Genomic DNA, 26,326 nt, shown 5'->3' with positions numbered 1-26,326 from the left:
CCTGGCGGGGCCGCCGGTCTCACCTTCTCGGTGGGGGTCCTGGCGTACCGTCTGAGCCCGACGATCCGGCGTCTCGCCGGGGAGCTTGCGCCGACGGTCGTGGACGGGGCGAGCGTGAGGGATCTCATGCTGGTCTCGTTGTTCTCCGGTGTGGGCGAGGAGGCCCTGTTCCGCGGGGCTGTACAGCCGGAGTTCGGGCTGGTGGTCGCGGCCGTCGCCTTCGGGGCGCTCCACGTGGGCCCGGACCGGCGCTATCTCCTGTGGACGGGTTGGGCGTTGCTGGCGGGACTGCTCTTTGGCTGGCTCTTCTGGGTTACCGGCGGCCTCCTCGCGCCCGTCGTGGCCCACACGCTGCACAACGCCGCAACCTTCGCGCTCTGGAAGCGGAGCCGGGGGCATGTCAAGGGACGCGAGGCCGCGTGAGATTGCGTGAGACCGCGCACGAGGTTGCATAAGAATGGGCAGCGCGCGGCGGCGGAGCCTGCGGGCCCTGCGCTCCGGGCGTATCCGGCGGGCGTATCCGATATAATGCGCGGGAATCCAGGTTAGATCATCCGGCCTCTACACGGCCTCCCGGCCCAGCGCCGGGGTGGTAGGAGGGATCCTTGTCGCGCTACCTGAACACGGCGCTGAACGTACTGAGCATCGCCCTGCTACTGGCGGGCGTCGCCCTGGCGGCCTCGCTATTCGTGCCGCAGTTCTGGGTCCCCTCCCCGACCCTCGAAGAGGGCTCTTCGCAGGTAAACCAGGTCTCCAACACAGCCGAGGCCGGGGATAAAGGATCGGGCAAGGGCTCTAATAGCGGCTCCGGTGATGGGCCTGAAAAGAGATCGGATCGGGGCGTTGCGTCCTCGGGTGCCGGAGATGTCGCGCCGGAGTCTCCGGCGAATTCCGCAGAGGGCTCCAGGAAGGAGACTTCCGGGACCTCCGGGCCGGAGAACAAGACGTTAGAAGTGAGTATCCCGGAGATGGGCCGCGTGGAGAACGACCGGGTACCCAACACCGCCGGAGACGACGAGCCGGCGCTCAAGAAGAACGTCGCCGTACACCTAGAAGGCACCGGCCATCCGTGGCAGGAGGAGGCCAACGTCTACCTCGCGGGGCACAGGATCGGCTTTCCCGGCACCGACAGCTTTCTCGGTTTCTACCGCCTGGACAAGCTCGGCAAGGGGGACAAGATCTACCTGACCGACGCGGCCGGTAAAAAGTACACCTATCGCGTCTACCGTCAGGAGGTCGTGCGGCCAACCAACACGAGCGTCACCGAGCCCGTGCCCGGACGTAACATCCTCACCCTCCAGACTTGCACCCTGCCGAACTATACCCAGCGTCTGATCGTCCAGGCCGAGAAGGTAGCCTAGCCGGATGCCGCCGGGCTCCGCGGGACGGATACACGGTGCCTGAAAAGCCGGGTGGCAGAGCAGGCGGGGCGGGACGTTCGCGGCCCGGTGTCCCGATAAACCGGAGCCGGATGCAGTTGCGCGTGATCCTGCTTGCCGTGCTGGCCGGGCTCTTTTTCGTGGTGCTCGTCGCCCGGCTTTGGCAGCTCCAGGTGCTCTCCGGCGAGGACTACTCGCTCTCCGCGCAGCAGACCTACACCCGCGAGGTCCAGATACCGGCGCAGCGGGGCGTGATCCGCGACCGCGACGGCGAGGTGCTCGTGAACAACGTGGCCGGTCTCAACGTTACCGTCGTGCCGGATGAGATAGAGCAAGAGAAGCTGCGAAAGCTCGCCCGGATACTCGGGGCGGACCCAGGGAAGGTGACCGACCGCTACCTTACGGCCAAGAACTCGGGCGATCCCTTCAGCCCGATCCTGGTCCGGGAGAACGCCACGAGCGAGGCCGTGACCTACATAAGCGAGCGCACCGAGGAGTTCCCGGGCGTCTCCGTGGAGGACGACTACGTCCGCGAATACCCGCTCGGTCCGACCGCCGCCCACGCCCTCGGCTACACCGGGACCGTCTCCCAGGAGGAGCTCAAGGCCAGCGACGGAGAGCTCTCGGGCGACGCGATAGTCGGCAAGAGCGGCCTCGAGCTGGTGTACGAGGAGCTTTTGCGCGGGGAGCCTGGCCTGAGACGCTACAGCGTGGACGCCCAGGGCCGTATCGTGGACGACGAGCAGCGGGTCGCCAGCGACCAGGAGCGCGCCAGGATCGAGGCCGAGTCGGCCGTCGAGACGCCGGAGCCCGGCCGGGACCTGCGCCTCAGCCTCGACCTCGGACTGCAGCGGATCGTCGAGGAGGAGCTTTCCCGCGCCGTCGAGAGCGGCCTCGAGGAAGGCTACGACACCACCGGCGGCGCCTCGGTCGCCCTGGACCCCGAGAACGGGGAGGTGCTCGCGCTGGCGAGCCACCCCGATTTCGATCCCCAGCTCTTCGTCGGCGGCGTCTCCGGGGCCGAGGAGCTTGGCGAGTACGAGGGCCTGGTTTCGGAGGGGGCGAACTCCCCGTTTACCAACCGGGCCGCCGCCGGCGCGCACCCGGCGGCCTCGACTTTCAAGCCCTTTACCGGGCTGGCCGGGCTCCTCTACGACGCCATAACCCCCTCGACGACGTTCACCGACGACGGCTCGTGCTGGAGGCCGAAAGGCGCGGAGACCGGCTGCTGGCAGAGCTGGCGGCAGTTCAACGACACCGGGACGGACCACGGCACCCAGGACTACGCAGAAGCCATCGCCGACTCAAACGACAAGTATTTCTACCAGGTCGCCGACTGGCTGTGGCGGTCGGCCTCCGACGAGAACCTGCTGCCGAACTACTACGAGCGTTTCGGTTTCGGGAACCGCACCGGCGTGGACCTCCCGGGCGAGGCGGCTGGTCGCGTCCCCACGAGCCGGTGGCAGCGGGAGAACGGAGCCACCCCGGAGGACCGCTACTGGGGCGTGGGACGCTGGGTGAACGTGGCCATCGGGCAGGGCGACGTGCTGGTCACCCCGATACAGCTCGCCGTCGCGTACTCCGCGCTCCAGAACGGCGGCACCCTCGTCGAGCCCCACCTCGCCCTGGAGGCCACGAAGAGAGAAAAAGGGGGACAGAGAGACGGCGAGGCGGTGGAGGACCTCTCGGACGACTCCGAGAGCCGGGAGGTAGAGGTGCCGGAGAGAGACCTCGCGGCGACGCTGGAGGGGCTCGGGGGCGTGACCGAGCCCGGCGGCACCTCCGCCCGGGTATTCGAGGATAGCCCGCTGGACGTGGTCGGCAAGACCGGCACCGCCCAGAGCGGCGACGGCGAGGAGAACTCGATAGGCTGGTTTGCGGGCTGGGCCGGGGACCAGGAGGACCCCGTCGTCTTGGTTACGATGATCGAGGGCGCCGGCGGCGACTCCGTGGCCGCGCCCGCCGTCCGCGAGGTGCTAGAGGCGTACCACGCGCCCGGGGGCTCCGGAGGGTAGAAAGAGGCGGCTCCCCGGGCGCCGTGCGGGTGCGGGCGCGGGCCGTTATTCTGCTGCGGTTGGACATGATCCCTAGAGAGGTCAGATGCTGCAAGAGGCTATAACCTTGCTCACTATCCCGAGCCCGCCGTCGCCGGTGCTTTTCGAGGCCGGGCCGTTCTCCCTGCGCTACTACGGGCTGATGATCGGGCTCGCCATCGTGGTTGGGACCTGGCTCACGAGCCGGGAGCTAGAGCGCAAGGGCTACGACGGGGCGCTTGCGGTGGACGCGCTGTTCTTCACGGTCCCGCCGGGCTTTATCGGGGCCAGGATCTACCACGTCGTCACCGACTACGAGCTCTACGCCGGCGACCCGTTTCCCGGCGTCTTCGCGGTGTGGAACGGGGGGCTCGGGATCTACGGGGCCGTTATCGGAGGGTTTCTCGGGCTTTTGCTGTTCTCCTACTTCCGGGAGATCGGACCCCTGGCGTTCGCCGACGCGGCGGCTCCGGGCCTGATCCTGGCCCAGGCAATCGGCCGCTGGGGTAACTACTTCAACCAAGAGCTTTTCGGCCTGCCCTCGAACCTGCCGTGGGCGATCCGCATAGCCCCCGAGAACCGTCCTCAGGGCTACGAGGATGCCGCCACCTTCCACCCGACGTTCTTGTACGAGTCCATCTGGAACCTACTGGTGGCGCTGTTTTTGCTGTGGGTCGCACGCCGCTTCGCCGACCGGCTAAAGAACGGGGACGTGATCCTGCTCTACGTCAGCCTCTACTCCCTGGGCCGCTCGTTCATGGAGCTGCTGCGCATAGACCCGGCGTTCATTATCGGGGGCTCCTTCCGGGGAAACCTCCTGGTGAGCGCCCTGCTGGCAGTAACCTTCGCCCTCATATTCTTCCTCCGGCACTCCCGCCCGGACCGCACCCGGAATAAACCGGGCCAACCCTAGTCCCGAACCCGGTTGAGCCTGATCGAGAGCACTCAGAGATGCACTAGAGGTGTACTATATTCTGGCGAATGCTCTGGCAGAGACGAATATCTACTACCTACCCTACGTACCGGAGGTTGAACGTGAGACTCGACGATAACCTGCACGTCCTCACCCTGCCGATGGGCTCGGACGAGCTACACCCGAGCCTCATCCTGGACGAGTCGGCCGGTCCCGTCTTGGTGGATACGGGGCTACCGGGGCAGGAGGGCGAGATCGGGTCCTCCCTCTCGGAGGCCGGCGTGCGGACGGCCGACCTCGGGCGCATCGTCCTGACCCACCAGGACCTGGATCACGTGGGCTCCTGCTCCGCCCTGGCCCGGGATAGCGGGGCACAGGTGCTGGCCCACGACGAGGACGCCCCCTACATAGACGGCAGCCTGACCCCGATCAAGCTAACCCCGGAGGCGCTAGAGCAGATGCCCCAAATGCGGGAGGCGTACGAGGGCTGGCAGCCGCCCCGGATACACGCCCCGCTCCGGGACGAGGACCGCCTGGACCTCGCCGGCGGCGTGCTGGTGATCCACACCCCCGGCCATACGCCCGGCCACGTGAGCCTGTACCTGGAGCGCACCCGGACGCTCATAGCAGGTGACGCCCTGACCTCCGAGAGCGGCAAGCTCAACGACCCCAATCCCCGGGCCACCCCCGACATGGACACAGCCTGGCAGTCCGTCCAGAAGCTCGCCGAGCTGGACGTGCAGAATATCGTCTGCTACCACGGCGGCGCGGTCACCGAGGACGCGGAAGCCCAGCTCCGGCGTCTCACCCGCTAGACCTCGCCAGGCAAGCCCGTACCCGGCCTCGTGACCCTCCGGGTAAAGATCTTAAGACCTGCTACACTAGACGCTTAGTTGAAAAATTTTTTCAATAACGAAGACGTTGCGGGAGAGTTTGACGTTGGGTGATGTTGTCCGGGAGCGGGTAGAGGGGAAGTTGCGCGGGGCCGGTCACCAGGCGACGCCGCAGCGGATGTCGGTGGTCGGGGCGCTGTGCGAGGAGCAGCACCAGAGTCTGGATGAGATCCGGGCCCGCTGCCCGGAGGTCGGGCTGGTGACGGTGTACCGGACCCTGGATCTCCTCTCGGAGCTCGGGTTGGTCCGCCGGATGGAACTCGGCGGCAGGCCCCGCTACGAGATGGCCGAGCGCCACCACCATCACCTCGTGTGCGAGTCCTGTGGTCTGATCTCCGAGTTCGAGGACTGCCCGCTGGATCAGGGCGTGATCTCCCGCACCAGCCCCGAGTTCCGGGTGACGGCCCACAGTCTCGAGGTGTACGGGAAGTGCGCGGATTGTGGTTAGCGGAGCCGGACAGGCGGCAGGGCCAAAAAATTTGTGCCGGGGTGAAAAAATTTTTCAGTTCGGTGCGTGAACGGGGCCGTGACGGAGCGTCCGGGAAACAGAAGCAGCAGAGAGAGTAGGAGAAGCAGAGGCGGGAGCGGATGAGACGTACCAGAGCACTTACAGTGGCCGCCGTGGCCGGATCTCTCGCGTTGGCCGTGGCGGGTTGCGGCTCGGCCGGCGCCGGCGACGACGGAGATGCCGGGGACGGAGGCGAGGTGCGGGTGGCCGCCACTTTCAGCGTGCTCGGGGACATGACGCGGGAGGTAGGGGGGGAGCGGGTAGAGGTCTCGACCGTGGTTCCGGTCGGGGCCTCGGTCGAGACCTTCCAGCCGAGCCCCTCGGACGCGCGGAAGATCTCCGAGGCCGACCTCGTGGTGGAGAACGGGGCCGGGCTGGAGAGCTGGCTGCGGGATCTCATCGAGAGCGCCGGGGGCGAGGATAAGCCCGTCGCCGAGCTCTCCGAAGGGCTGGAGCCCATAGAGGGCGGGGAACACGGCGAGGAGGAAGGTACCGGAGAGTCAGAGGCCGGCCACGCACACGCCGAGGGCAACCCGCACTTCTGGCTCGACGTGGAGCACGCCGAGCACTACGTGGAGGGTATCCGGGACGGTTTGATCGAGGCGGACCCCGAGGGCGAGCAGGCGTACCGCCGCAACGCCGAAAGGTACCTGGCCGAGCTCGAGGAGCTTGACGGCTACATCGAGCGGCGGGCGCGGGAGATCCCGGAGGAGGACCGCAAGCTCGTCACCTCCCACGACGCGTTCCCGTACTTCGCCGAAGCCTACGGGTTCGAGCTCGCGGGGGTCGTGATCCAGAATCCCTCCGCCGAGCCCGGCAGCCGGGAGGTGGCCCGGATCGTGCGCACCGTCGAGAGTGAGGAGGTGGAGGCCATATTCACCGAGCCACAGTTCAATTCCGGGCTCGCGGACACCATCGCCGCCGAGGCCGGGGTGGAGGTGGCCGAGCTGTACTCGGATACCCTGTGGGGGGACTCGGGAGAGTCGGGAGAAGCGGCGGGCGGCAGCTACGAGAGGATGATGCGCACCAACATAGACCGCATCGTCGAGGCTCTGGGATAGTGGGCCCGCCCGCATTTCAGGTCGAGCGGCTCTCCGTCGCCTACGGCGGCCGCCGGGCGCTCGAAGAGGTCACCTTCTCGCTGCCGCGCGGGGCCATGCTCGGGGTGGTCGGGCCGAACGGCGGCGGCAAGAGCACCCTGGTCAAGGCGCTGCTCGGCCTCGTGCGCCCCGGCGGCGGGAAGGTCGAGGTGCTGGGCGGGAAGCTGGACCGCCTCTCCAGACGGCGGATCGGCTACGTGCCCCAGCGCGAGGAGGTGAACTGGAACTTCCCCCTGAGCACGCTCGACGTCGTGCTCATGGGCCGGGTGCCCTCGCTAAAGCTCCTGAGACGCCCCGACGAACGGGACCGGCGGCTGGCCCGCGAGGCGCTACAGACCGTGGGCATGGGCCATCATTCCGGGACCCGCATCCGGGAGCTCTCCGGCGGCCAGCAGCAGCGGGTGTTTCTGGCCCGGGCTCTGGCCCAGGAGGCCGAGATACTGCTGCTGGACGAACCCGTCTCCGGCGTGGACGCGCCGACGCAGCACGAGATCTTCGACCTCCTCCACCGGCTACAGGCCGCCGGTAAGACGATAGTGGTTACCACCCACGACCTCTCCTGCGTGGCCGAGAGGTTCGATCTGGCGCTGCTCCTGAACCGCCGCGCCGTCGCCCTCGGAAAGCCCGCCGAGGTCTTTACCAAGGAGCTGCTGAACGAGGCGTACCAGAGCCACCTGATGATGCTCGACGTGGACGGCCGCACCGTCGCGGTAGAAAGGGGAGGAGAGGTTGGCTAGCGCGGGAGGCTCGTCGGATTCGCGACGTAGCCCCGACGTGGACCCGGAAGGGATGCGCCGCAGGCTCGACGCCGCGCTGGAGAAGGAGCTGCTCGGCGAGCCACTCACCGAGCAGGAGAGGAGGATCGTACAGTACGTCCGCTACGCCAGCCGGGCCGCCCGGCCGGCAGACCCGGAGATAAGGGTGCGTTTGAACCCGCCGGACGAGTCCGCCCCAGAGGAGCGCGACGATGGGTAGTCTGTTGGAAGCCCTCTTCGAGCCCTTACAGTTCGGGTTCATGCAGCGCGGGCTCGCGGCGTCGGTGCTGGTGGCCGTGATCTGCGGCATCCTCGGGAGCTTCGTCGTGTTGAAGGGGCTTGCGTTTATCGGGGACGCTCTGGCCCACGCCAGCTTCGGCGGCGTCGCGATAGCGTTCGTGCTCGGGCTGAACATCTATCTCGGGGCGTTCGTCTTCGCGCTGGCGACCGCGTTCGGGATAGGTGCGATCACACGCCAGGGCCGCGTTACCTCGGATACCGCGATAGGCGTGCTGTTCTCGGGCACGTTCGCGCTCGGCATCCTGATCGTCAGCCGGGTTGAGAACTACACGACCGACCTCTTCGGTTACCTCTTCGGCGACGTGCTCTCCATAACCGGGGCCGACCTCGCGGCGATAGGCTTGCTCGGGGTGGTGGTGCTGGCCCTGCTCGCAGTCTTCTACCGCCAGCTGGTCTTCGCCGCCTTCGACCCGACGGTCGCCGCCGCCTCCGGGCTACGCGCCGGGGCGCTCGACTACCTGCTGCTGGCCCTGCTAGGAGCGACCATCGTCACCGCGATACAGGCCGTCGGCATAGTGATGGTCGTCGCCATGCTGGTCACGCCCGCTGCCACGGCGTACCTCTTCTCACCCCGTTTCTCGTACATGATCGCGGCCAGCGCCGGGATAGGAGTGGTCGCGGCCGGGCTCGGGATCTACCTCTCCTACTACCTCGACGTCGCCTCCGGCGCGGCCATAATCCTCGTCGCCACCGCGATATTCCTGGTGGCGTTCGCCGTTACCGGGCTGCCGCGAAAGGCTCCCGCCGCAAGCTCCGCCGGGGAGAGCTAGAGCCCGGCCGCGCCCGTTGCGCTAAACATCCACAGCGCGATCAGGACGACCTCCAGGCCCAGCGTCAGCAGCAGTGGAGCGGCTATTGCGCCCCGCTTCTGCGAGTAGAGGCTGTTGGCGATCAGGGCCCCGAAAAAGAAGCCGCCCACGAGCCCGCCGATATGGGCCGTGTTCGAGACGTTCGGTATCGAGGCCCCGATAAACAGGTTTATCGCCGCGATGAGGACCAGTTGCCTTATAACCGGGTTGCCCATCGAGAAGGTTCCGCGCCGGATCGCAAACCCCAGGACGCCGCCGAGGATGCCGAAGATGGCACCAGAGGCCCCGACCGCCGGCGTGGTGAAGTCACCGAAGTACAGGTAGGCTACCCCCCCGGCTATCCCGCTTACCACATACAGCGCCATGAACCGCCCCGCCCCGAACGTCTGCTCGGCGAAGGAACCCAGAAAGTACAGAGCCAGCATGTTTACCGCGACGTGTATGAGCCCCGCGTGCAGGAACATGCTCGTGAAGAGGCGCCACAGATCACCCCCGGCGACGTTGGCCGGGACCAGACCACCGCCCTGTATCACCCCCGCGGGCTGTAGGGCCAGGGCCGAGGCCCAGCTGGAACCGGAGAGCAGCGCCGCGCCCAGAAATACGGCGACAGACGCCGCTATGAGCGAGAACGTTACCGGCAGGCGCTGGAGGCCGCTCAAGCTAGGATCTCGTTAGTTTTAGCGGTTTCAGTGATTTAGATGCCGGGTTGACCTGTGAGGCTCGGGCTATCGCTTGGACTTGATCTCCCGCGCCGCGTCGCCGACCTGCACCTGAGACAGGTCCTCCAGCGGACCGCCGAACATGCTCTCCAGGTCGTCGTTGTCGTCGTCCTGGTTGCCGCCCATGCCGAAGCCCTGCACCTGCACGTTGTCGCCGAACATCTGGCCGAAGATCCTCTGCAGGTTCTCCTGCATGTCGCCCATGTTCGCGGCCCCGAGCGGGTTGTCGCCGCCGGAGAGCCGCGCCACGGACAGCTTATCCTTGACCTCGCTCACCTCGGCCTTGGCCTTCACGTCCTCCACGGTGCCGAGCGTCTCTCCGGTGTCCGGGTCCCAGACCTCGTCGCCACCGGGCGAGAAGATCTCGAACACCATCCCGTGCCGGACGCCGTGCTCGCGGCCCCGGTTCACCACCACCTCGTTGTTGCCGAGCACCTTCGCGATCTTGCCCTCTACCGTCATCTCTGGTCTCCTCCGATCCTCAAACGACCTCTGCGAGCCTCTACAAACCTCTCTGAATCTCTCCGAATCTCCAAAGCTCCCGCCGATTATATCTTTTAGAATCTACGTCTATGACCGATACCTCTCCGAAGACTTCCCCAGGCGCCTCGCATAAAGGATCAAGACAAGCTACGAAAGAGTTCCCGGATGGTCGCAGAAACCGTATAGGGCGTCACCTCCAGACCTCGGGCGGGCTGGGCAAGACCGTGGAGCGGGCCCGGGACCTGGGCTGTGAGGCGATCCAGATCTTCGTCTCCAACCCGCAGGGCTGGGCCTTGCCGGCAGAACGCTCCGCCGCAGAGCTGCAGGCGTTCGCCGCCGGGGTGCGGGACACGGGGCTCTACCCGGTCGTCGCCCACGCCAAGTACCTGATAAACCTCGCCTCCAAGGACCCCGAGCAGCGCGAACGCTCGATACAGACCCTGGCGGATGAGCTTGCACTCGCGGGTAGGACCGGCGCGGACCTCGTGGTGGTCCACTCCGGGAGCCACGGCGGCGCCGGTGAGGAGGAGGGGATGAAGCTCCTCGCGGAGGGCCTCGTACAGGCGCGGGAGAGGGCCGGAAATAGCGCGGACGGAGCGGATGGAGCCACTCCCGCGGAGCCCGTGCTGGAGAACTCGGTCGGCGCGGGCACGCAATTGTGTTACTCATTAGATACGCTCGGGGCAGCGGCGCGTCAGGCGGGGGCGAGGGTGTGTGTGGATACCGCCCACGCCTTCGTCGCAGGCTACGATCTCTCGACGCCGGAGGCCGCCGACGGGGTCGGCCGGGAGATGGCCGAGACGCTCGGCGAAAGGGTCGCTCTCTTCCACCTTAACGATGCCAAGAACGCCCTCGGTAGCCACCGGGACGGGCACATGAGGATCGGGGAAGGTATGATCCCGACCCCATCCTGGACGGCGCTGTTCTCGCGGATGCCGGAGGTGCCGGTGACCATGGAGACCCCGTACGGCACGCCGGAGGTGGACGCCGAGCAGGTGCGGCTGGTCAAGGAGCTCGCCGGAGGGTTGCCACTTTCGACTCCAAACGTTTAGAATCCCGCTATGGAAGCCGTAGAGATTCGCTCACAAGCTTTACAAGAGACCCCACAGCCGAGGGACCTCCTCTCGGCCATAGGCGAGACGTTGCGGAGCGTGCGCAACGAGCGCAACCTCACGCTGCGGCAGGTCTCCGAGGGCTCTCACGTATCCGTCTCGTACCTTGCAGAGATAGAGCGTGGCGAGAAGGACCCCTCCTCCAGGGTGCTGGAGAGCGTGGCCGCCGGCCTCGACATAGAGGTTAGCGAGTTGCTCATAAAGATCTCGGCCGCCCTGGAGCCCGTACCCGAGACGCCGGTCTCCGAGTCCATAGCGGCCTGAGCCCTGCCGGCTGATCCTCGCCGACTGTTCCGCAGAAAGCCTGAAAACCCTAGTAACCTACAGTAAACCGTAAAGGCTAGAACCCTCCGCCGAGGAAGTGGCCCAGCACGACGCTCAGGAAGTTGTAGGCGGCGTGCGCCACGAACGCGGCCGAGGTGTTGATCTTCTTCCTGAGCAGCCCGAGCCCGACCGCGAGCACCACTATGTATACGATGGAGACCGACGGTCCGTACTGGACGTGTAGCGCCGCGAAGAGCAGGCTCGTGGGCAGTATGCCGAGCACCGGCTGGACCGCGCCCCGGAAAAGCGACTCCTCCCCGAGGGCGGCCCCCACGCCGAGCAACAGGCCGAACAACAGCACCGACACCAGCCCCATCCCCTGGGTGCTGAATAGCTGGGACGAGAGCTCGCCGACCCGCTCGTAGAGTCGCGGCTGGAGAGCGGCGAAAACCCTGTCGGAGGCTACCGAGAGCAGGAGCGCGCCGAGCACGAAAAGCGCGCAGACGCCGAGCTGCTTGGCCGTCAGAGCACCGTAGCCCAGCCGGGCGACGACCTGTCTCGGGCTCCGGCGCACCCACAGGCCGACGCCGAACACGGCGACGATGACCAGGGGTAGCTGCCCAACGGCCACATCCAGGGGCGAGAGCCGTCCCCCGAGCCCGGCGGCGAGCTGGCCCTGATCCGCGCCCACGAAGGTCACGAGCCCGACCGTGGAGAGCACCAGCACCATCACGAACATCCAGAGCGCGAAGAACACCGGGGGCTCGGACCAGAAGCCGCGCTCCATGCGCCCGACGATGCTCCACAGCGGCGGCAGGCACAGCCCCAGCCCCACGAGACCGGCCAGGGCCACCGCACCGGCGACCGTCAGGAAAAGAGTGGTTGAGACCAGACTCTCCGGCACGCCCCCCACAAGGCCCGCGACCAGCAGCAACCCGCCGACCGCGACCACCAGCAGCGAGGAGAAGACCAGCAGGACGAAGAGCGTGATCTCCGCGCCAATGTTCTTCTTCGCCCAGTGTGACAGCGCCGCGAGCCCGCCGACGAGCAGCGGCGGTATCAGGGTGAATAGAGCCTGCAGCATGGCCTGAGATTAGCATACGCGGTTACCGGCGCCGCGTGTGCACGGGCACTACCAGGACCCTGACGGCGGGTTGGAAAAGCGCGCCGGCTTCTTGCAACTACCCGTAATCTCCGCCGGAGCCGTCTACCGTCCGATCTCCGCCCAATCACCGAGACGGCGGTGAGCTTGCTTCAGGTGCTTTAAGGGTCCCGGTTCTCGCCGCTCTCCAGGCCCCCGATTATGGGACCGAGCTCCTCGTCCCGCTCCCGCTCGAACTGCTCCAGGCTCCTGGCGTTGCGGGCTATCTCGGCCAGCCGCGCGGTCAGGCCCGAGCCTTCCTTCGCGGCGAGCAGCCGCCAGCCGAGCCTGCGGTACGCAAGCTCCAGCGCCGCTCTGTCCTCGCCCGCCTCTCCGTTCTCCAGGCTCCGCTCCAGGGCGTCGTGGGCGCTCTCGGCCTCCGCCAGGGTCAGCGATAGCTCCACGTTGCGTACATTGCGGCTTTCTTCCGGCCCGTTAGACGAGGTAGACGAAGTGGACAATGCTACCGGGTCTTCTCCAGGTAGATTCTGTCCCGCGTGATAACGAGCTGGAGCGCCTCGGGGTCGGTGCGCAGGTACGTGCGCCACTCCTTGTCGAACACCTCAGAGTCCCGGGCCCCGGTCTTTAGCACGATACCGGCCTCGCTTTCATCCAGCACCACCGGATGCTCCGAGAGCCTCCCCCGGCGAACCGGGTCCCGGCGGTAGATCGAGTTCCGTGACCGGAAGCTCTGGACGCTCGACGGCGTGGTGTTCAACTCCTGGGCTATCCACTCGTCCCCGCGCCCGTCGTCAACCCAGCGGCGGATCTTGGCGGCGTGGGGTTTCAAGGCTACTCTTCTACTTCCCAAATCCCCGCTCTCCTCCTTAACTCCGGCTCCCGCCGGGCCGGTATTCCCCGGAGAAACTTAGAATTTCATTTGTACCACTTTTTGTTACCGGACGCCAGCGCAAGGAGTTTTCGAGGTGCCGGAGGTGCCTGGTGAGTGGAGACGCCTAGCGGATGGTGAGCCAGACCATCCCGAGCACGAGCAGCCCGCGGAGGGTCCAGGCCAGGGTGCGTATCCAGTTGGTCGCCACGAGCGCGCCGTGCTCGCGGCGGTCGTAGCCCCTGCCGAAAGCCTCGTGGCGGGGCACCTGGAGAAAGGCGGTAGAGAGCCAGATCGCGGCAACCAGAGCGGCCCCGGCGAGCGCCGCGAGGAAAGATATTTCTGCGGGGCGGATTACTAGTAGCAGCGCGGCGGTCGCGGCCTCGACCAGCATCGGGGGCCCGACGACGTAGGAGGTCAGGCGGGAGTGGGACTCGGCGTAGGAGACGAAGTGGGTCCTGCCCACGCTCCCCATGAGGGGATAGTGGACTATCTGGACGAACCAGATCACCCCCGCCATGAAGAGCGTGGCCCCCGCGTTGGCCAGCAGCACCAGCTCCGCCATGCCGGACCTTTACCGGACCCCTGCGGTCAGCCCCGGCCGAGGAGCCGGTCAGCGGCGGCTAGGCCGGAGAGCGCCGCGCCCTCGACCTTGGGCTGCCCGAAGCCGTCACCGGCAAAGATCATTGGGAACTGGGAGGAGGCCGTGAGGCAGGGCTCCGGGTGGGGCTCGGTGACCCAGCTATAGCGCCAGCGGGCCACCGAGGTCTCCCGCACGCGCGGGCCGAGGTCCGCCCCGAGCGTCTCTCCCGCCAGCTCCAGGAGCGACCCCGTAACCTCCTCGTCCGGGTCCTCGTAGTGCCGGCTGCTCCAGCCCGGACCGGCGTGGATGGTGAGGCCGGGCTCGGGGGAGATACCCTTTGTGTGGTTGTCCGAGATCCAGTCCAGAGGCTCGGACTTGATCTGCAATCCCCCGGGCTCGGGCACCGGGCTTTCTCCCTCGTCCAGCCGGGCCATCAGCGCGACACATGGGTCGTAAGTGATGGCCGCGAGCGCCTCCCGGTCCTCCGAAGCGAGCCGGAAGCCACCGGACTCGGCCAATGACAGAGCCTGCGGCGCGGGCACGGTTATCAGCAGCGCGTCGGCCTCGTACCCGGTGCCGGACTCCGCGGTAACCCGCCAGCCGGAGTCCCGGAGGTCCACGCCGGCCACCATCTCCCCGCTGCGCACGTCCAGGGTGCGGGCGAGGTGCTTCGGGATCGAGGTCATCCCCTCGGAGCCCCGGTAGCGGGGGTGGCCGTCCTCCGGCGTCTGTTGCGGCGTCGGGAAGCCGCGTGACCACTCGGCGACCGCCCCCTCCGCCAGCCAACCCTCCACGAGCGAGCCGAAGCGCTCGCCTCGCACAGTAAAGAACTGCGCCCCGTGGTCGAAGACCGCGCCGCCGGACTCACCAAAGCGCCGCGTGGCCATCCGCCCGCCGACGCCCCGGCCCTTGTCCAGCACCGTGACCTCCACACCCGCCTCACGCAGCTCGTGCGCCGCCAGCAGGCCCGAGATGCCGGCCCCGACTACTAGACAGGAGCTTATGGGGACTACGGTAGCCATCGAGGCTAGCCGCTCTTCGAGCTGCGGCGGGGGAGCGGGCGCAGGGTCGAGAGGCCGCCGTCCACGCCGAAGTCCTGGCCGGTCACCCAGTCCTGGGCCGGGTCCAGAAGCCAGGAGATCATGGCCGCGATGTCGCCCGGCTCGCCGAGGCGGTTTAGCGGGTGTAGCTGCCTGGAGGCTTCGCGGGAGGTCTCGCTGCGGGTGACGCTCTCGGTCATCGGGGTCTGGATCAGGCCGGGAGACACCACGTTGAACCTCAGACCCCGGGCCACGTACGTCGCCGCCGCGGACATCGCGAGCCCCGTAACCCCGGCCTTCGACGCGGCGACAGCCTCGTGATTCTCCAGCCCGACCCGTCCGGCGACAGACGAGAGGAGGACCACGGACCCGCCCTCGCGCATGCGGTTCGCGGCGGCCTTTACCACGTAGAAGGCCGTCTTCAGGTTCAGCGTGAGCTGCTCCTCGAACTCCTCGTCGGAGGTCATGTGGGCCGGCTTCAGGAGGAAGGCCCCGACGCAGTTGACCGCCCCGGTTACGCCCCCGAACTCCGAGAACGCGGTCTCGAAGAGCCCGTCTACGGCCCCGGTATCCGTCGCGTCGAGCTCCACGGTGCGGGTCTCGGCGTCCAGCTCCCCGGTCAGGCCGTCCAGCTTGTCCCGGTCGCGGCCCCCGAGCACGAGCCTCGCGCCGTCCTGAGCCGCCAGCCGCTTGCAAAGCTCCGAGCCGATGCCGCTGGTCGCGCCGAGCACGACGTACACCGGGCTCTGGTCGTTCTGATCGTTCTGGTTGTTCTGATCGCTCGCGTTATCCATGAACGGTGTCTCGCTTTCTCTCGGTTTGCCTGTCTTGCTTGTGTTGTCCTTTTCGCTCCGCGTGCATCGCGGCCGCCCGCCGGACGGTCTGGAAGTGGACGTCCACGGTGTGGTGTATCTCGTCTGCGTAGCCGCCGGCCATGACCACCGCCACGGGCAGACCCCGCTCGCGGCAGCCTTCCAGCACCAGCCGGTCCCGCTCGGCGAGGGCGGGCTTGGTGACGTTCAGCCGGCCCAGCCGGTCGCCCTCGAAGGGGTCGGCCCCGGCGAGGAAAAGGGCGATCTCCGCTCCCCCCGGCTCTCCGGACCGCGATCCGGCGAAGGCTTTTTCCAGGCCGTCCTCCAGTGAGGAGAGGAACTCCGCGTCGTCCGCGCCGTCGGAGAGCTCCACGTCCAGGTCGCTCTTCTCCTTGCGGAACGGGAAGTTCTTCGCGCCGTGCATGGAGAACGTGAACACCGAGCCGTCGCCCGCCAGGATCTCGGCCGTCCCGTTGCCCTGGTGGACGTCGGTGTCCAGGATCACGGCGCGTCCCACGAGCCCCTCGTCCTGGAGGGCGCGGATGGAGATCGGGGCGTCGTTGAAGATGCAGAACCCTTCGCCCCGGTACGAGAGCGCGTGGTGGGTGCCGCCGGCGATGTTCGCCGCGTACCCCTCGGATAGCGCGGCCCGGCAGGCCCCGAGCGTGCCGCCCGAGGCGCGGCGGCTCCGCTCTACCATCTCCGGGGACCACGGGAAGCCGATGCGCCGCTGCTCCTTGCGGGTGGTGGTACCGGTCACGACCCGTTCGAGGTAGCCCGCCTCGTGGGCACGCAGGATCTGGGCGTCGGTGACGGGCTCGGGGATCATCATCTCCCCCGGACCGGCTATCCCGGCGGCCTCGACCCGCTCGCGCAGCATGGAGTACTTGCGCATCGGGAACCGGTGATCCTCCGGCAGCTCCAGCACGAACGTGTCGCTGTAGAAGACCTTCATCGTGCGGCATCCTGGCGCGTGTTGCGTGGCTGGCGTCTTGGGTGTTCAGAGCATGTCACGGTAGAACCTTATTACAACCCGCGCCCGCGTGTAGCCCACGCTTTCATAACCGGATCTACTCCGCTGTGCTAGCATCGAATGTTCGTTGCGAGGAAGTTGCAGGGAACGGCAGGAACAGCAGGAACGGAGGAACAGATCCAGGACAAGCTCTTCGACGAGGGCGCGGGCAGGGTCGAGCCGCCGGAGCCTGGTCTGTACCTGGGCACCTCTGGCTGGTCCTACGCCGACTGGGAGGGCAGCGTGTACCGGGCCGGCACGCCGCAGGGCTCGCGGCTCGCCGAGTACGTCCGGCACTACGCCACCGTGGAGATAGACTCATCCTTCTACGGCACCCCGCGCGACTCGACCGTCTCCCGCTGGCGCGAGGTCGCCCCGGAAGGCTTCCGCTTCGCCGCCAAGTTTCCACGCGAGATCACCCACGACAATCACCTGGTAGGCTCGGCCTCCGCCGCGGAGAGCTTCGTGAGGACGATGGAGGGGCTCGGAGACCGTCTAGGACCGCTCCTGATCCAGCTCCCCCCGAGCTTCGACGTGGAGGGCATCGGGGTGCTCGAAGACTTTCTGGATGGGCTTCCGCCCGGCTTCCGCTACGCCGTCGAGGTCCGTCACAGGAGCTGGATAGGGTCGGACCTCGCAAAGCTCCTCACCGAGCGTAACGTCGCGCTCACGCTCATAGATTATCCCGGCATGCCGGCCATGACCGAGGCGACGGCGGGCTTCTCCTACGTGCGGCTGCTCGGAGACCGGCGGGAGTTCCCCGAGGGTCATATGGAGCCCAAGAAGAACCGCGACGCCGACCTCGCGTGGTGGTCCTCCCTCGCGGACCGCTTCCTCAAAGAGGGGCGGCAGGTCTTCGTCTACGCCAACAACCACTACCAGAATCACTCTCCCTCGACCCTGCGTCAGCTCATGGAGGTGAGACGTGGAGAGCGGGGATGACGTGAGTAGGCCGGGGATACCGGTTATATTCAGTACCGGCTCGCTGCATCCGTTCGGGCTGGACAGGATCTTCGCCTGGGCCGCCGAGACCGGATTCGACGGCATCGAGATCATGATGGACGACCGCTGGGATACTCACCAGCAGGGCTATCTGGAGCACCTGACGCAGACCCACGGCATGCCCGTCTACGCCCTGCACCCTCCTATAGGCCGCGGCGTGTGGGGCCTTGAGCCCGAAGACACGCTGGTCCGCGTCGCGGATCTTGCGGCCCGGATCGGCGCCGGCGTCGTCGTGGCCCATCCGCCACGGGCGGGGCGCAGCCTCCAGAGGTGGTGCGAGGGCCCGCTCGCCGAGGCCCGGGCGCAGGGCGTCGCCGTGGCCGTCGAGAACATGCCGCTTGAGGTGGATCAGGGCGTGCTCGGGCTGCGTGCCCCCCGGACCTGCGGGCGTCCGGAGGATCTTCTCGGGGTCGGTGACGTGACCCTGGATACCAGTCACTGCGGGGTGAGCGGGGTGGACGTCTTGTATGCCCGGGAGGTCCTGGAAGATCAGCTCCGGCACGTACACCTCTCCGACTCGCGCCTGATAGGCCGCGACGATCACCGCCCGCCCGGCAAGGGCAAGCTGCCACTGGGGGAGCTGCTGGCCGGGCTCGGGGATCAGGGCTACACGGGGGCCGTGAGCCTGGAGCTCAAGCCCTGGCCCCTCGGCGCGCCGGACCCGCAGAAGATACTAAAGAGGATGCGTGAGTCACTGGAGTTTACCCGCGAGGCTCTGAGCCGCTCCACGAAACTGGAGAGATAGCCGGGGCGTTGTCAGTGCTGTCCGGGGGAGTGCGAAGGCTAGCCTCACGCAACTACTCAACGCTCGTCCCGGCGCTCTACCCTGAACCCGGATTATCGCTCTCCCGTAGGTGTTAAGCTCTCTCCGAGAGTCATGAGTATTAAAAACGCCGGAGGGATAATGCTATGAAAGATGTGCGCCTGGAAAAGCTGGCCCGGGTGCTGGTTGACTACTCCATCGAGGCTTCGGAGGGAGACCAGGTCGTACTCGCCGGGGCCACGGGGGCGGAGCCGCTCATAAAAGAGGTATACGCGCGGCTGCTGGAGGTCGGCGCGATCCCGGTTCCGCAGCTAACCTTTCCGGGGATGCAGGAGATCTTCTTCGACAAGGCCCACGATCTGCACTACGAGGAGATCCCGCCGGCGATACTCGGCGCCTACGAGCAGGCCGACGCCTTTATCACGGTCTCCGCGCCACAGAATACCCGGGCCCTGGCCGGGGTGGACCCGGCCAAGCAGCAGGCACTCGGCCGGCGCAACCAGCCGCTGCAGGAGATCGTGATCGGCAAGGAACGCTGGGTGCTGACCCAGTACCCTACCGAGGCGCTCGCCCAGGAGTCCGACATGAGCCTCGCCGAGTACGAGGAGTTCTCGTTCTCCGCGATGGCCCTGAACCAGGACGACCCGGCCGGGTTCTGGCGGGAGAAGGCGAAAGAGCAGCAGCGCCTCGCCGAGCGGCTGGAGCAGGCGGACGAGATCCACATCCTCGGCCCCGAGACTGACCTTAAACTTTCGGTAAAGGGTCGTACTTTCATAAACGGCTGTGGCACCCACAACATGCCCTGCGGCGAGGTATTTACCGGGCCCATCGAGGACTCCGCCGAGGGGTACGTCTACTACGGCGTCCCGACGGCGGTGGCCGGGCGCGAGGTCTCTGGCGTGAGGCTCCGGTTCGAGAGAGGCAAGGTGGTCGAGGCCAGCGCCGAGAAGGGCGAGGAGTACCTCCTGAGCTCGCTCGACGCCGACGAGGGCGCTCGCTTTCTCGGGGAGCTCGGCATCGGGACGAACTACGGCATCCCGCGCGCCACGAAGAACATCCTGTTCGACGAGAAGCTCGGCGGCACGGTGCATCTTGCGATCGGCAAGTCCTACGAGATGACCGGCGGCACGAATGAGTCCAGCGTGCACTGGGACATGATCACGGACCTCCGTGAAGGCGGCGAACTGTACGCCGACGGAGAGCTGATCCAGAAAGACGGCGAGTTCGTCGGCTTCGATCTCGGCTCCGCCGCAAAGGCCGGACGTTGAGCGGCTCGCCGGGCTACGCGCAGAGCTACGAGACCGTCTTTCTGGACATAGACGGCACCCTCCTGTGGGTTGACCTTGACGTAGAGGGTTACGTCGCAGACCTTGCGCCGTACAGCCGCGGCGGGGCACTCACCGTCGAGCGGGCCGAGGCCCCGGTGTGGAAGAGCGTGCGGCGGCACATAGACGGGAACATCAACTACCGCACCCCGGACGAGCTGGCGGCATTCAAGCGGGAAAACGCCCTGCGGGTCGCCCGGGAGCTCGAAGCGGAGGCCCCGGACGAGTTGTTGGAGGAGATATCGGACCGCAGGATCTCGTTTAACCCCTATCCGGAGTCCGAAAAGGTGCTCGCCGGTCTGCGGGAGCGGGGCAAGAAGGTCTACGCCGTCTCGAATTGGGATATCACCCTCACGGAGACCCTGGCGGAGCTCGGCTGGCTCGGGTACTTCGACGCCGTCATAGCGTCCGCTGAGCTGGGCATCGAGAAGCCGGACTCCGGGATCTTCGAGGAAGCCCTGCGGGTGGCCGGGGAATCAGAGAGCCGCGAGCGGGTGGTCCACGTCGGCAACGATACCGTCTCGGATGTTGCGGGGGCCGCATCCTGCGGCATAGACGCCGTGCTCGTGTCGCGCCACGGCGAGAGCGCAGAGGAGGCCAAGGCCGTCGTCTCCGATCTCACGGAGCTATTCGAGCTACCGGGTCTCGCCGGTGGGATCAATGGATAATGGCGAGGGCGGCGGAGCGTACCCGGAGGGCGGCGTGGACCGCCCCCGCATAGAGCGGGCGGTGCGGGAGATCCTGGAGGCCATTGGCGAGGATACCGGGCGCGAGGGGGTCCTGGATACCCCGCGCCGCGTCGCCGACGCTTACGCCTACCTGTTCTCCGGGCTCGCGGAAGATCCGGTAGACCATCTGGAGGTCGGATTCGCCGAGGACTACGGCGAGATGATCCTGGTCCGGGACATCCCCCTGCACAGCATGTGTGAGCATCATCTCATTCCCTTCACGGGCAAGGTGAGCGTGGGATACATCCCCCGTGACAGGGTGGTAGGGCTCTCCAAGCTCGCCCGCGTCGTGGAGGGCTACGCCAGACGTCCCCAGCTCCAGGAGCGGCTCACCGCCCAGATCGCGGATGCCCTGTACGATAATGCCGGCTCCAGGGGCTCTATAGTGGTGGTCGAGGCGGAGCACCTTTGCATGACAATGCGGGGGGTTCAAAAGCCCGGCAGCGTAACCGTCACCTCCGCCGTCAGAGGTATCTTCGCCAAGGACGAGGGCCGCCGTAGCGAGGCTTTCGCCCACATGTCCCGCCGTAGCCTGCACGGCTAGGGCCTCCTACGAACCGCGCCCCGCAGAGCAGGGCCGCCCGGATTGCAGGGCGTACAAACCGTAACCTGGAAGTTATCCACCCCGCGAACGGGGGAGGTCCCCGGACGTGCCGGAGATCACACAAAAGCCCTCCGCCGTCAGACGGCCCCGGAGCTATCTCGTAGACTGGGACCGTTAGAGATTCGCAGATCGTACCCACCAGGCCCGGTGGGTATATCCCAGAGGCTCTTTAGAGGTTTAGAGAGTTTAGAGAGCCGGCGGAGCCGGGGCGGCCGCGGGCCCGCTCGTTACACGAGCCCTCGTATCCCTTGCCCTGCCAGGAACTGCCAGAAAGGAGGACGACCACATGGAAGATCTACGCGGCAGGGTGGTCGTGATCACCGGCGCCGGCGGCATCGGGTCGGAGACGGCTCTGGCTTTTGCTCGCGAGGGCTGCCACGTAGCCCTGTGTGATATCCGGGAGCAGCGGCTTGAGGAGGCGCGTGAGAAGCTCGGGAAGTATGCTCCGGAGGCTCTCACGATGGTCGCCGACGTCTCGGACGGGTCCCAGATGCGGCGGTTCGTGGACGCCGCCGCCGGACGCTGGGGCCGCTTGGATCTCTTGGTGAACAACGCCGCCTACGGCATGCACCGCCCCTTTATCAAGGTGGGCGCGGACGAGATGCAGGCCCAGCTACAGACCAACTACATGGGCGCCGTACACGCCACCAAGGCCGCACTTGAGCACATGCTGCCCGCAGAGAGCGGTCACGTCGTGAACGTCGTGTCGGTGGTAGCGAAGCTCCCCGTACCAAACTCGGGAAACTACGCCGCCACCAAGGCCGCCCTCGACTCCCTGACCCTCACCCTCCGGGCGGAGCTTGCGGAGCACGGTATAGAAGTTACCGCCGTGTACCCGACTGCGACCCGGAACACGAACTTCTTCACCACCTCGGGGTCAAACGCCGAGCAAACCCGGGCCCGGCGCTTTATGAAAGAGCCTTCCGAGGTGGCCGCCGCCATCGTGAAAGCCGCCCGGAGCCGCAAGCCAGAGCTGCACGTCGGCCTCCAGAGCCGGGCTCTGCCCGTGCTACGGGCCCTGCTGCCCTCCGGGGTCCGACTGGCGCTGGAGCGGGTGGCCCGCGTGTACCGCTAGCCGGGCCCTGCCGGGGAGGCGGGAAGCCCGGGGGATGCTCTGCGCCCCGTAGGCCTGATCTGTATCGGTTACGTCTACCGGAACCTGGATATTATAGGCGAGGGTACGCTGGAGGCCCCGTCCGCCCACCAGCGCCAGCAGCGCCAGCACGGCGATACTCGCGTAGGCCACCAGTCGCAGTTTCCAGTCGAGCCCGGTGCTCGCCCCGAGCGCCACCAGAAAGCTGGTGTGCAGCACGCCCCCGAAGACCGTCACCATCAGATACTGCCGGAAGGGCAGCTTCGTAAGCCCGGCGGCGTAGCTGACCAGGTTGTACACCGAGGAGAGCGCGAGCCTCCCGAACAACAGCGCCCTCCACCCTCCGGCGTAGCAGACGGACTCCTCCGCACGGTCCAGGCTACCCTTACCCGCGACGCGCTCGACGGTGTTTCTTCCCAGGAGCCGCGCCCCCCAGAAACACAGGCAGCCCCCGATTACATCCCCGAGCACCGAGTAGAAGATACCGCCCGCGACCCCGAAAAGCGCCCCCGAAGCCGCCTTCAACGGGACCCCGCTAAAAGGGGCCACCACGGTAGCCGCCGCCTTGGCCGCGACGTACACCACCGGGGACCAGGCCCCGGTCTGCTCCACCGCCTCCCGCAGCCGCTCTCCGAGGCCGAGGAGCGGCATCCCGGCCGCGAGGGCCAGAATGAAGACGACGCCGGCAACCGCCCCCCAGCGCACGCGGGTCCGGCCGGAACCCCGGGAGCCGGGGGCCGCCGGCGCCGCGATGGGCCCCTGCACGGGCTACGCCCCCGCAGATACGAAGCCTGCGGAGTCCGTGAGGCATAGAGGGTATAGAGGAGACCGGCTTCCGACGGCTCCGCTACCCGCTATATCTTCTACGACCACGCCCTTGACTAATGACCGTGGAAGGCCTACCGTGCTTATGCTATTGAGATTCATCTTCATTAACGACATAAGCGCAAGATACACGAGTAGAGGAGAGGCGGCAATGAGTCATTTGAGGCGGATCACATGGGCGATCAAGCCGTGGCGCAAGACGCTTCTGGTCGCCCTGATCTCGCTACTGGCTCTGCTCGCGGTGGGCTTTCTCGTCGTACAGGCGGTAGGCGGCGTCGGGCGGGTCTCCGTCTGGCTGGAACAGGTACAGGCGGTCGGGCTGATCCTGCGGGAGTGGGTCGAGCAGACGGGCGCGCTCGCCCCGCTAACCTACGTGCTGGCGAAGGCGTTGGTCTTCATGACTATCCCCGTAGTGGGATACCCGTTGAACGTCGCCTCCGGCGCGCTCTTCGGGCTCATCGGAGGGGTTCTGCTCACGGCGGCCGGGGATACGCTGGGCGCCTGCATACTGTTCGTGCTCTCCCGCTGGGCCGGGCGGGGACTGGTTAGCAGGCTGGTGGGCGAGGGCCGCATGGAGCTTGTGGACCGGGTCCTGGACCGGGGCCTGGGCGGTTGGCGCGAGCTGCTGTTCTTCAGGGTGGTCATGCCGATACCGTTCAACTTCGTGAGCCTCGCCGCCGGCCTGGCCCACCGGCTGCCGCTGTGGCAGTTCGCGGCGGTCACCTTCGTCACCGCCTCCCCGAAGGTGTTCACGGTAGGTCTTGGAGCCGGTCTGGTCACCGGAGAGTGGGTCGAGGTGGCGGTCGCCATCGGGCTGTTCGTGATCGCGGTCGCCGCGCTCTTTACGAGCCGCCGCATCCGCAAGGACCTCGTCCGGGCCCTGCGCTGGCGGCGCGACGAGGAGATCCGGGAGGGCGTCAGGTAGGGCACTAGATACAGCGCCAAAGAGGGCATGTGATCCAGGATTTCCCTCTAGCTCCTCCGGGCCGTCTGGGGGTAAGACCCCGTTCGCTAGTAGCGTGAGATCGTGGCATTTGCGGGCCGGCTCCGCTAGTTTTCTCTTATGGACGAGCTTGACGAGCCGGTGACGGGGGTCCATCCGCCGCCGGGATGGGCGCGATGACAGAGAAGATCCGGGTAGAAGACCTCCGGTACGTCCGGCAGGGGACGGAGATACTCGCGGGCGTGGACGTTTCGGCGGTAACGGGAGAGGTGACGGCGGTCGTCGGTCCCTCCGGGGCGGGAAAGAGCACCCTCCTCCGGGCCGTGAATCGCCTGATCGAGCCAACCTCCGGCGAGGTTTATCTGGACGGCGAGCCAACGAGACTGCTGGATACGCTAGCACTGAGACGCCGGGTTGGGATGGTCCTGCAGCTACCGGCGCTTTTCGGGGATACGGTCGAGGACGCCGTGATCTACGGCGCCCGGCTCGCGGGTTCGGTGGCGGATGTGGAGGCTCTGCTGGATAGCGTGGGCCTGGACGGCTCCTTGTGCAGCCGTGACCCCCAGAGCCTCTCCGTGGGCCAGCAGCAGCGGGTCTCCGTGGCCCGGGCGCTCGCGCTCCGGCCGCAGGCTCTCCTCATGGACGAGCCTACGAGCTCGCTGGACGAGGCGGCCCGCCGCGGCATGGAAGGTATGATCCGGGACCTGGCCGACCGTTCCGGCCTGACCGTGATGCTCGTCAGCCACGACCTGGAGCAGGTCCGGCGCGTGGCCGATAGCGTGGTGCTGTTATCCGCCGGGCAGAGCGTGGGCCAATGGCGGACCGGAGAGTTCTTCTCGGCCGCCGGACGGGAGGCCCGCAGGCTGGTCTCCGGGGGCTCGTAGGGGTGGGAGATGTACAGGGTCTTTCCACCCTGGTCTCGGGGCTGCTCGCGCTCGCGCTGGTCGCGGTGGCGGTTGCCCTCAGCCTCTGGCAGCGGCTCGAGTTGGAGAAGGACCTTGGTATTGCGGTGGTGCGCTCCTTCGTCCAGCTCGCGGCGATAGGCTACGTCATAAACTTCATCTTCGGGCTGGAGGGCGTGGGGTACGTGGTCCTGCTCCTCGCCGCGATGGTGGGCTTCGCGGGCTGGACCTCCTCGCGGCGCTCCGCCGAGGTGCCGGGCGCGCTGCCGCTCGCCACCGGGGCCGTGGCGCTGGCGGCGCTGTGTACCCTGGGACTTCTGCTACTGCTCGGCGTGATCCCACCGACGGCGCGGTACCTGATCCCGCTCGGCGGCATGGTTATCGGGAACTCCATGAACGCGACGAGCCTGACGCTGGTGCGGGTCCGGGACGACGTGCGCGAGCAGCGCGACAAGGTCGAGGCGGCCCTCGCGCTCGGGGCGACCGGGCGCGTCGCCCTCTCCCCGATAGTCAAGAGCTCCCTGAAAAGCGCGCTGATACCGCTTATAGACTCTACAAAGACCGCCGGTATAGTGTTCCTGCCCGGGGCGATGGCCGGCATGATCATCGGCGGGGCGGACCCGCTCGAAGCGGTGCGCCTGCAGATGGTCGTGCTGTACATGCTGCTCGGCAGCGTCTCTATCGCCGCGATCTCCGTCGGCCTGCTCTCCTACAGATCCTTCTTCAACGCCCGGCACCAGCTCCGGGAGTGGCTCCACGGAGACTGAGATATACGAAGAGGCTCCCATCCTCGATCACACCGTTTAAACCTGCTCGGGCTATCCGGTGCCGCCGGTGGTTAACCTTTCCAGCGCTTCTCTGAGCGGCGCCGGGAGGCCGGTGGAGCGCCGGGTCTCGCGGTCCACGTAGACGTGTACGAAGCTTCCCACGGCCACCGCCTCGTCGGAGCCGGGGTCGAACAGCCCGATCTCGTAGGTCACGCTCGATCCGCCCAGGCGCTCGACGCGCAGCCCGGCGTCCACCTTTTGCGGAAACGAGAGGGGCGCGAAGTAGTCGCACTCGGTGTGCGCCACGAGGCCTATGACCTCCCCGCCGGAGATATCCAGCACGCCGGAGGAGATCAGGTACTCGTTTACCACGGTATCGAAGTACGAGTAGTAGATGACGTTGTTTACGTGACCGTAGACATCATTGTCCATCCAGCGCGTCTGTAGCTGTAGAAAGTGCGGATAAAGCTCTCGCTTGGTGGGCTCGCGCCTCGTCATAGGTTTATACAACCTCCACTCAGTATCCGGAGCGTCCCAGAATAGACGATGCCGCCCGCTGCGTTTGACTCCTCGGAAGGTTTCGCGGCGGCGCCCGTAGAATCCGTGTAAAGCTCCCGAGCGACATAATATACTCCCGCCGCCCGGCGTGAGAGAATCTTGCCGGAGCGGTTTATAGAAGTTGGCGCGGT

At 66.9% G+C, this 26,326-nt stretch carries 32 protein-coding genes; 21 read left to right on the top strand and 11 right to left on the bottom strand.

Features of this window, described 5'->3' with window-relative positions:
• The 10 genes from ABD53_RS10070 to ABD53_RS10025 all read left to right on the top strand — a co-directional run.
• Positions 1–423 (top strand): CPBP family intramembrane glutamic endopeptidase (locus ABD53_RS10070; protein WP_152670721.1); only part of this gene is annotated, 423 nt, incomplete at its 5' end.
• A 182-nt stretch (positions 424–605) separates the two neighbouring features.
• Positions 606–1,361, top strand: a complete 756-nt coding sequence (locus tag ABD53_RS17705; RefSeq protein WP_053057916.1) for a class E sortase — start codon at positions 606–608, stop codon at positions 1,359–1,361.
• A 35-nt stretch (positions 1,362–1,396) separates the two neighbouring features.
• Complete coding sequence (gene mrdA / locus ABD53_RS10060; RefSeq protein ID WP_152670720.1) at positions 1,397–3,394, top strand: penicillin-binding protein 2; 1,998 nt, start codon at positions 1,397–1,399, stop codon at positions 3,392–3,394.
• A gap of 85 nt (positions 3,395–3,479) precedes the next feature.
• On the top strand, positions 3,480–4,325 hold the full coding sequence (gene lgt / locus ABD53_RS10055) for a prolipoprotein diacylglyceryl transferase (RefSeq protein ID WP_047865625.1): 846 nt from the start codon (positions 3,480–3,482) through the stop codon (positions 4,323–4,325).
• A gap of 122 nt (positions 4,326–4,447) precedes the next feature.
• A complete protein-coding gene (locus tag ABD53_RS10050) occupies positions 4,448–5,140 on the top strand; it encodes an MBL fold metallo-hydrolase (RefSeq protein WP_047865670.1) in 693 nt (230 codons plus the stop codon).
• 124 nt (positions 5,141–5,264) lie between these two features.
• Positions 5,265–5,666, top strand: a complete 402-nt coding sequence (locus ABD53_RS10045; protein ID WP_053057914.1) for a Fur family transcriptional regulator — start codon at positions 5,265–5,267, stop codon at positions 5,664–5,666.
• A 140-nt stretch (positions 5,667–5,806) separates the two neighbouring features.
• Entirely contained in the window at positions 5,807–6,787 is a 981-nt protein-coding gene (locus tag ABD53_RS10040; RefSeq protein WP_047865623.1) for a metal ABC transporter substrate-binding protein, read from the top strand.
• A complete protein-coding gene (locus tag ABD53_RS10035) occupies positions 6,787–7,563 on the top strand; it encodes a metal ABC transporter ATP-binding protein (RefSeq protein ID WP_047865622.1) in 777 nt (258 codons plus the stop codon). Before ABD53_RS10040 ends, ABD53_RS10035 begins: the two co-directional genes overlap by 1 nt.
• A complete protein-coding gene (locus ABD53_RS10030) occupies positions 7,556–7,801 on the top strand; it encodes a hypothetical protein (RefSeq protein WP_152670719.1) in 246 nt (81 codons plus the stop codon). The genes ABD53_RS10035 and ABD53_RS10030 overlap by 8 nt, the downstream gene beginning before the upstream one ends.
• On the top strand, positions 7,794–8,651 hold the full coding sequence (locus ABD53_RS10025; protein ID WP_047865620.1) for a metal ABC transporter permease: 858 nt from the start codon (positions 7,794–7,796) through the stop codon (positions 8,649–8,651). The genes ABD53_RS10030 and ABD53_RS10025 overlap by 8 nt, the downstream gene beginning before the upstream one ends.
• Here ABD53_RS10025 and ABD53_RS10020 read toward each other — a convergent pair.
• Together ABD53_RS10020 and ABD53_RS15985 are read right to left on the bottom strand one after the other, a co-directional pair.
• Positions 8,648–9,349 carry a rhomboid family intramembrane serine protease gene (locus ABD53_RS10020; protein WP_053057912.1) on the bottom strand — a complete coding sequence of 234 codons (702 nt, stop codon included), beginning with the start codon at positions 9,347–9,349 and terminating at the stop codon, positions 8,648–8,650. The two genes, ABD53_RS10025 and ABD53_RS10020, sit on opposite strands and share 4 nt — an antisense overlap.
• A 66-nt stretch (positions 9,350–9,415) precedes the next feature.
• Positions 9,416–9,871, bottom strand: coding sequence for a hypothetical protein (locus tag ABD53_RS15985; RefSeq protein ID WP_053057911.1), 456 nt, complete (start codon positions 9,869–9,871; stop codon positions 9,416–9,418).
• Positions 9,872–9,981: 110 nt separating this feature from the next.
• On the opposite strand from ABD53_RS15985, the gene ABD53_RS10010 reads away from it, so the two are divergent.
• Entirely contained in the window at positions 9,982–10,944 is a 963-nt protein-coding gene (locus ABD53_RS10010; protein ID WP_084709495.1) for a deoxyribonuclease IV, read from the top strand.
• 9 nt (positions 10,945–10,953) lie between these two features.
• Entirely contained in the window at positions 10,954–11,268 is a 315-nt protein-coding gene (locus ABD53_RS10005; protein ID WP_084709494.1) for a helix-turn-helix domain-containing protein, read from the top strand.
• A gap of 76 nt (positions 11,269–11,344) precedes the next feature.
• On the opposite strand, the gene ABD53_RS10000 is transcribed toward ABD53_RS10005, so the two are convergent.
• The 7 genes from ABD53_RS10000 to ABD53_RS09970 all read right to left on the bottom strand — a co-directional run bounded on the left by ABD53_RS10000 (position 11,345) and on the right by ABD53_RS09970 (position 16,628).
• On the bottom strand, positions 11,345–12,352 hold the full coding sequence (locus tag ABD53_RS10000; RefSeq protein ID WP_047865619.1) for a CPBP family intramembrane glutamic endopeptidase: 1,008 nt from the start codon (positions 12,350–12,352) through the stop codon (positions 11,345–11,347).
• 179 nt (positions 12,353–12,531) lie between these two features.
• Positions 12,532–12,870 carry a hypothetical protein gene (locus ABD53_RS09995; RefSeq protein ID WP_047865618.1) on the bottom strand — a complete coding sequence of 113 codons (339 nt, stop codon included), beginning with the start codon at positions 12,868–12,870 and terminating at the stop codon, positions 12,532–12,534.
• A 2-nt stretch (positions 12,871–12,872) separates the two neighbouring features.
• Positions 12,873–13,220 carry a hypothetical protein gene (locus ABD53_RS09990; RefSeq protein ID WP_152670718.1) on the bottom strand — a complete coding sequence of 116 codons (348 nt, stop codon included), beginning with the start codon at positions 13,218–13,220 and terminating at the stop codon, positions 12,873–12,875.
• A gap of 145 nt (positions 13,221–13,365) precedes the next feature.
• Positions 13,366–13,803: a hypothetical protein gene (locus tag ABD53_RS09985; protein ID WP_047865616.1), complete on the bottom strand. Its 438-nt coding sequence runs from the start codon at positions 13,801–13,803 to the stop codon at positions 13,366–13,368.
• A 26-nt stretch (positions 13,804–13,829) separates the two neighbouring features.
• On the bottom strand, positions 13,830–14,843 hold the full coding sequence (locus tag ABD53_RS09980) for an NAD(P)/FAD-dependent oxidoreductase (RefSeq protein ID WP_047865615.1): 1,014 nt from the start codon (positions 14,841–14,843) through the stop codon (positions 13,830–13,832).
• A gap of 5 nt (positions 14,844–14,848) precedes the next feature.
• Positions 14,849–15,655 (bottom strand): SDR family NAD(P)-dependent oxidoreductase, encoded by an 807-nt coding sequence (locus tag ABD53_RS09975; RefSeq protein ID WP_047865614.1) that lies wholly within the window; start codon positions 15,653–15,655, stop codon positions 14,849–14,851.
• Positions 15,648–16,628 carry a histone deacetylase family protein gene (locus tag ABD53_RS09970; protein ID WP_047865613.1) on the bottom strand — a complete coding sequence of 327 codons (981 nt, stop codon included), beginning with the start codon at positions 16,626–16,628 and terminating at the stop codon, positions 15,648–15,650. The genes ABD53_RS09975 and ABD53_RS09970 overlap by 8 nt, the downstream gene beginning before the upstream one ends.
• Positions 16,629–16,784: 156 nt before the next feature.
• Here ABD53_RS09970 and ABD53_RS09965 point away from each other — a divergent pair, with 156 nt between their 5' ends.
• The 6 genes from ABD53_RS09965 (at position 16,785) to ABD53_RS09940 (ending at position 22,182) form a co-directional block, all read left to right on the top strand.
• Positions 16,785–17,627 (top strand): DUF72 domain-containing protein, encoded by an 843-nt coding sequence (locus ABD53_RS09965; protein ID WP_160309670.1) that lies wholly within the window; start codon positions 16,785–16,787, stop codon positions 17,625–17,627.
• Positions 17,611–18,432 carry a sugar phosphate isomerase/epimerase family protein gene (locus ABD53_RS09960; protein ID WP_053057907.1) on the top strand — a complete coding sequence of 274 codons (822 nt, stop codon included), beginning with the start codon at positions 17,611–17,613 and terminating at the stop codon, positions 18,430–18,432. The genes ABD53_RS09965 and ABD53_RS09960 overlap by 17 nt, the downstream gene beginning before the upstream one ends.
• A 164-nt stretch (positions 18,433–18,596) precedes the next feature.
• Positions 18,597–19,718 (top strand): aminopeptidase, encoded by a 1,122-nt coding sequence (locus ABD53_RS09955; RefSeq protein ID WP_047865612.1) that lies wholly within the window; start codon positions 18,597–18,599, stop codon positions 19,716–19,718.
• Positions 19,715–20,443 (top strand): HAD family hydrolase, encoded by a 729-nt coding sequence (locus tag ABD53_RS15980; protein WP_053057906.1) that lies wholly within the window; start codon positions 19,715–19,717, stop codon positions 20,441–20,443. The genes ABD53_RS09955 and ABD53_RS15980 overlap by 4 nt, the downstream gene beginning before the upstream one ends.
• Complete coding sequence (gene folE, locus ABD53_RS09945) at positions 20,436–21,047, top strand: GTP cyclohydrolase I FolE (protein WP_047865611.1); 612 nt, start codon at positions 20,436–20,438, stop codon at positions 21,045–21,047. The genes ABD53_RS15980 and folE overlap by 8 nt, the downstream gene beginning before the upstream one ends.
• Before the next feature lie 346 nt (positions 21,048–21,393).
• Entirely contained in the window at positions 21,394–22,182 is a 789-nt protein-coding gene (locus ABD53_RS09940; RefSeq protein ID WP_047865610.1) for an SDR family NAD(P)-dependent oxidoreductase, read from the top strand.
• Here the strand turns inward: ABD53_RS09940 and ABD53_RS15975 are convergent.
• Positions 22,117–22,965, bottom strand: a complete 849-nt coding sequence (locus ABD53_RS15975) for a TVP38/TMEM64 family protein (RefSeq protein WP_053057905.1) — start codon at positions 22,963–22,965, stop codon at positions 22,117–22,119. The two genes, ABD53_RS09940 and ABD53_RS15975, sit on opposite strands and share 66 nt — an antisense overlap.
• A gap of 211 nt (positions 22,966–23,176) precedes the next feature.
• On the opposite strand from ABD53_RS15975, the gene ABD53_RS09930 reads away from it, so the two are divergent.
• The 3 genes from ABD53_RS09930 to ABD53_RS09920 all read left to right on the top strand — a co-directional run bounded on the left by ABD53_RS09930 (position 23,177) and on the right by ABD53_RS09920 (position 25,637).
• Positions 23,177–23,950 (top strand): TVP38/TMEM64 family protein, encoded by a 774-nt coding sequence (locus tag ABD53_RS09930; protein ID WP_160309669.1) that lies wholly within the window; start codon positions 23,177–23,179, stop codon positions 23,948–23,950.
• 194 nt (positions 23,951–24,144) lie between these two features.
• Positions 24,145–24,852, top strand: a complete 708-nt coding sequence (locus ABD53_RS09925) for an ABC transporter ATP-binding protein (RefSeq protein WP_047865608.1) — start codon at positions 24,145–24,147, stop codon at positions 24,850–24,852.
• A gap of 2 nt (positions 24,853–24,854) precedes the next feature.
• A complete protein-coding gene (locus tag ABD53_RS09920; protein ID WP_053057904.1) occupies positions 24,855–25,637 on the top strand; it encodes an ABC transporter permease in 783 nt (260 codons plus the stop codon).
• A 51-nt stretch (positions 25,638–25,688) separates the two neighbouring features.
• On the opposite strand, the gene ABD53_RS09915 is transcribed toward ABD53_RS09920, so the two are convergent.
• Positions 25,689–26,135, bottom strand: coding sequence for an acyl-CoA thioesterase (locus ABD53_RS09915; protein ID WP_047865607.1), 447 nt, complete (start codon positions 26,133–26,135; stop codon positions 25,689–25,691).
• Positions 26,136–26,326: the final 191 nt, after the last annotated feature.

The organism is Rubrobacter aplysinae (genome assembly GCF_001029505.1).
Classification (GTDB): Bacteria; Actinomycetota; Rubrobacteria; order Rubrobacterales; family Rubrobacteraceae; genus Rubrobacter_A; species Rubrobacter_A aplysinae.
The sequence above is the reverse complement of the archived record's forward strand: the minus strand, read 5'-3'. Positions and strand labels throughout refer to the sequence as shown.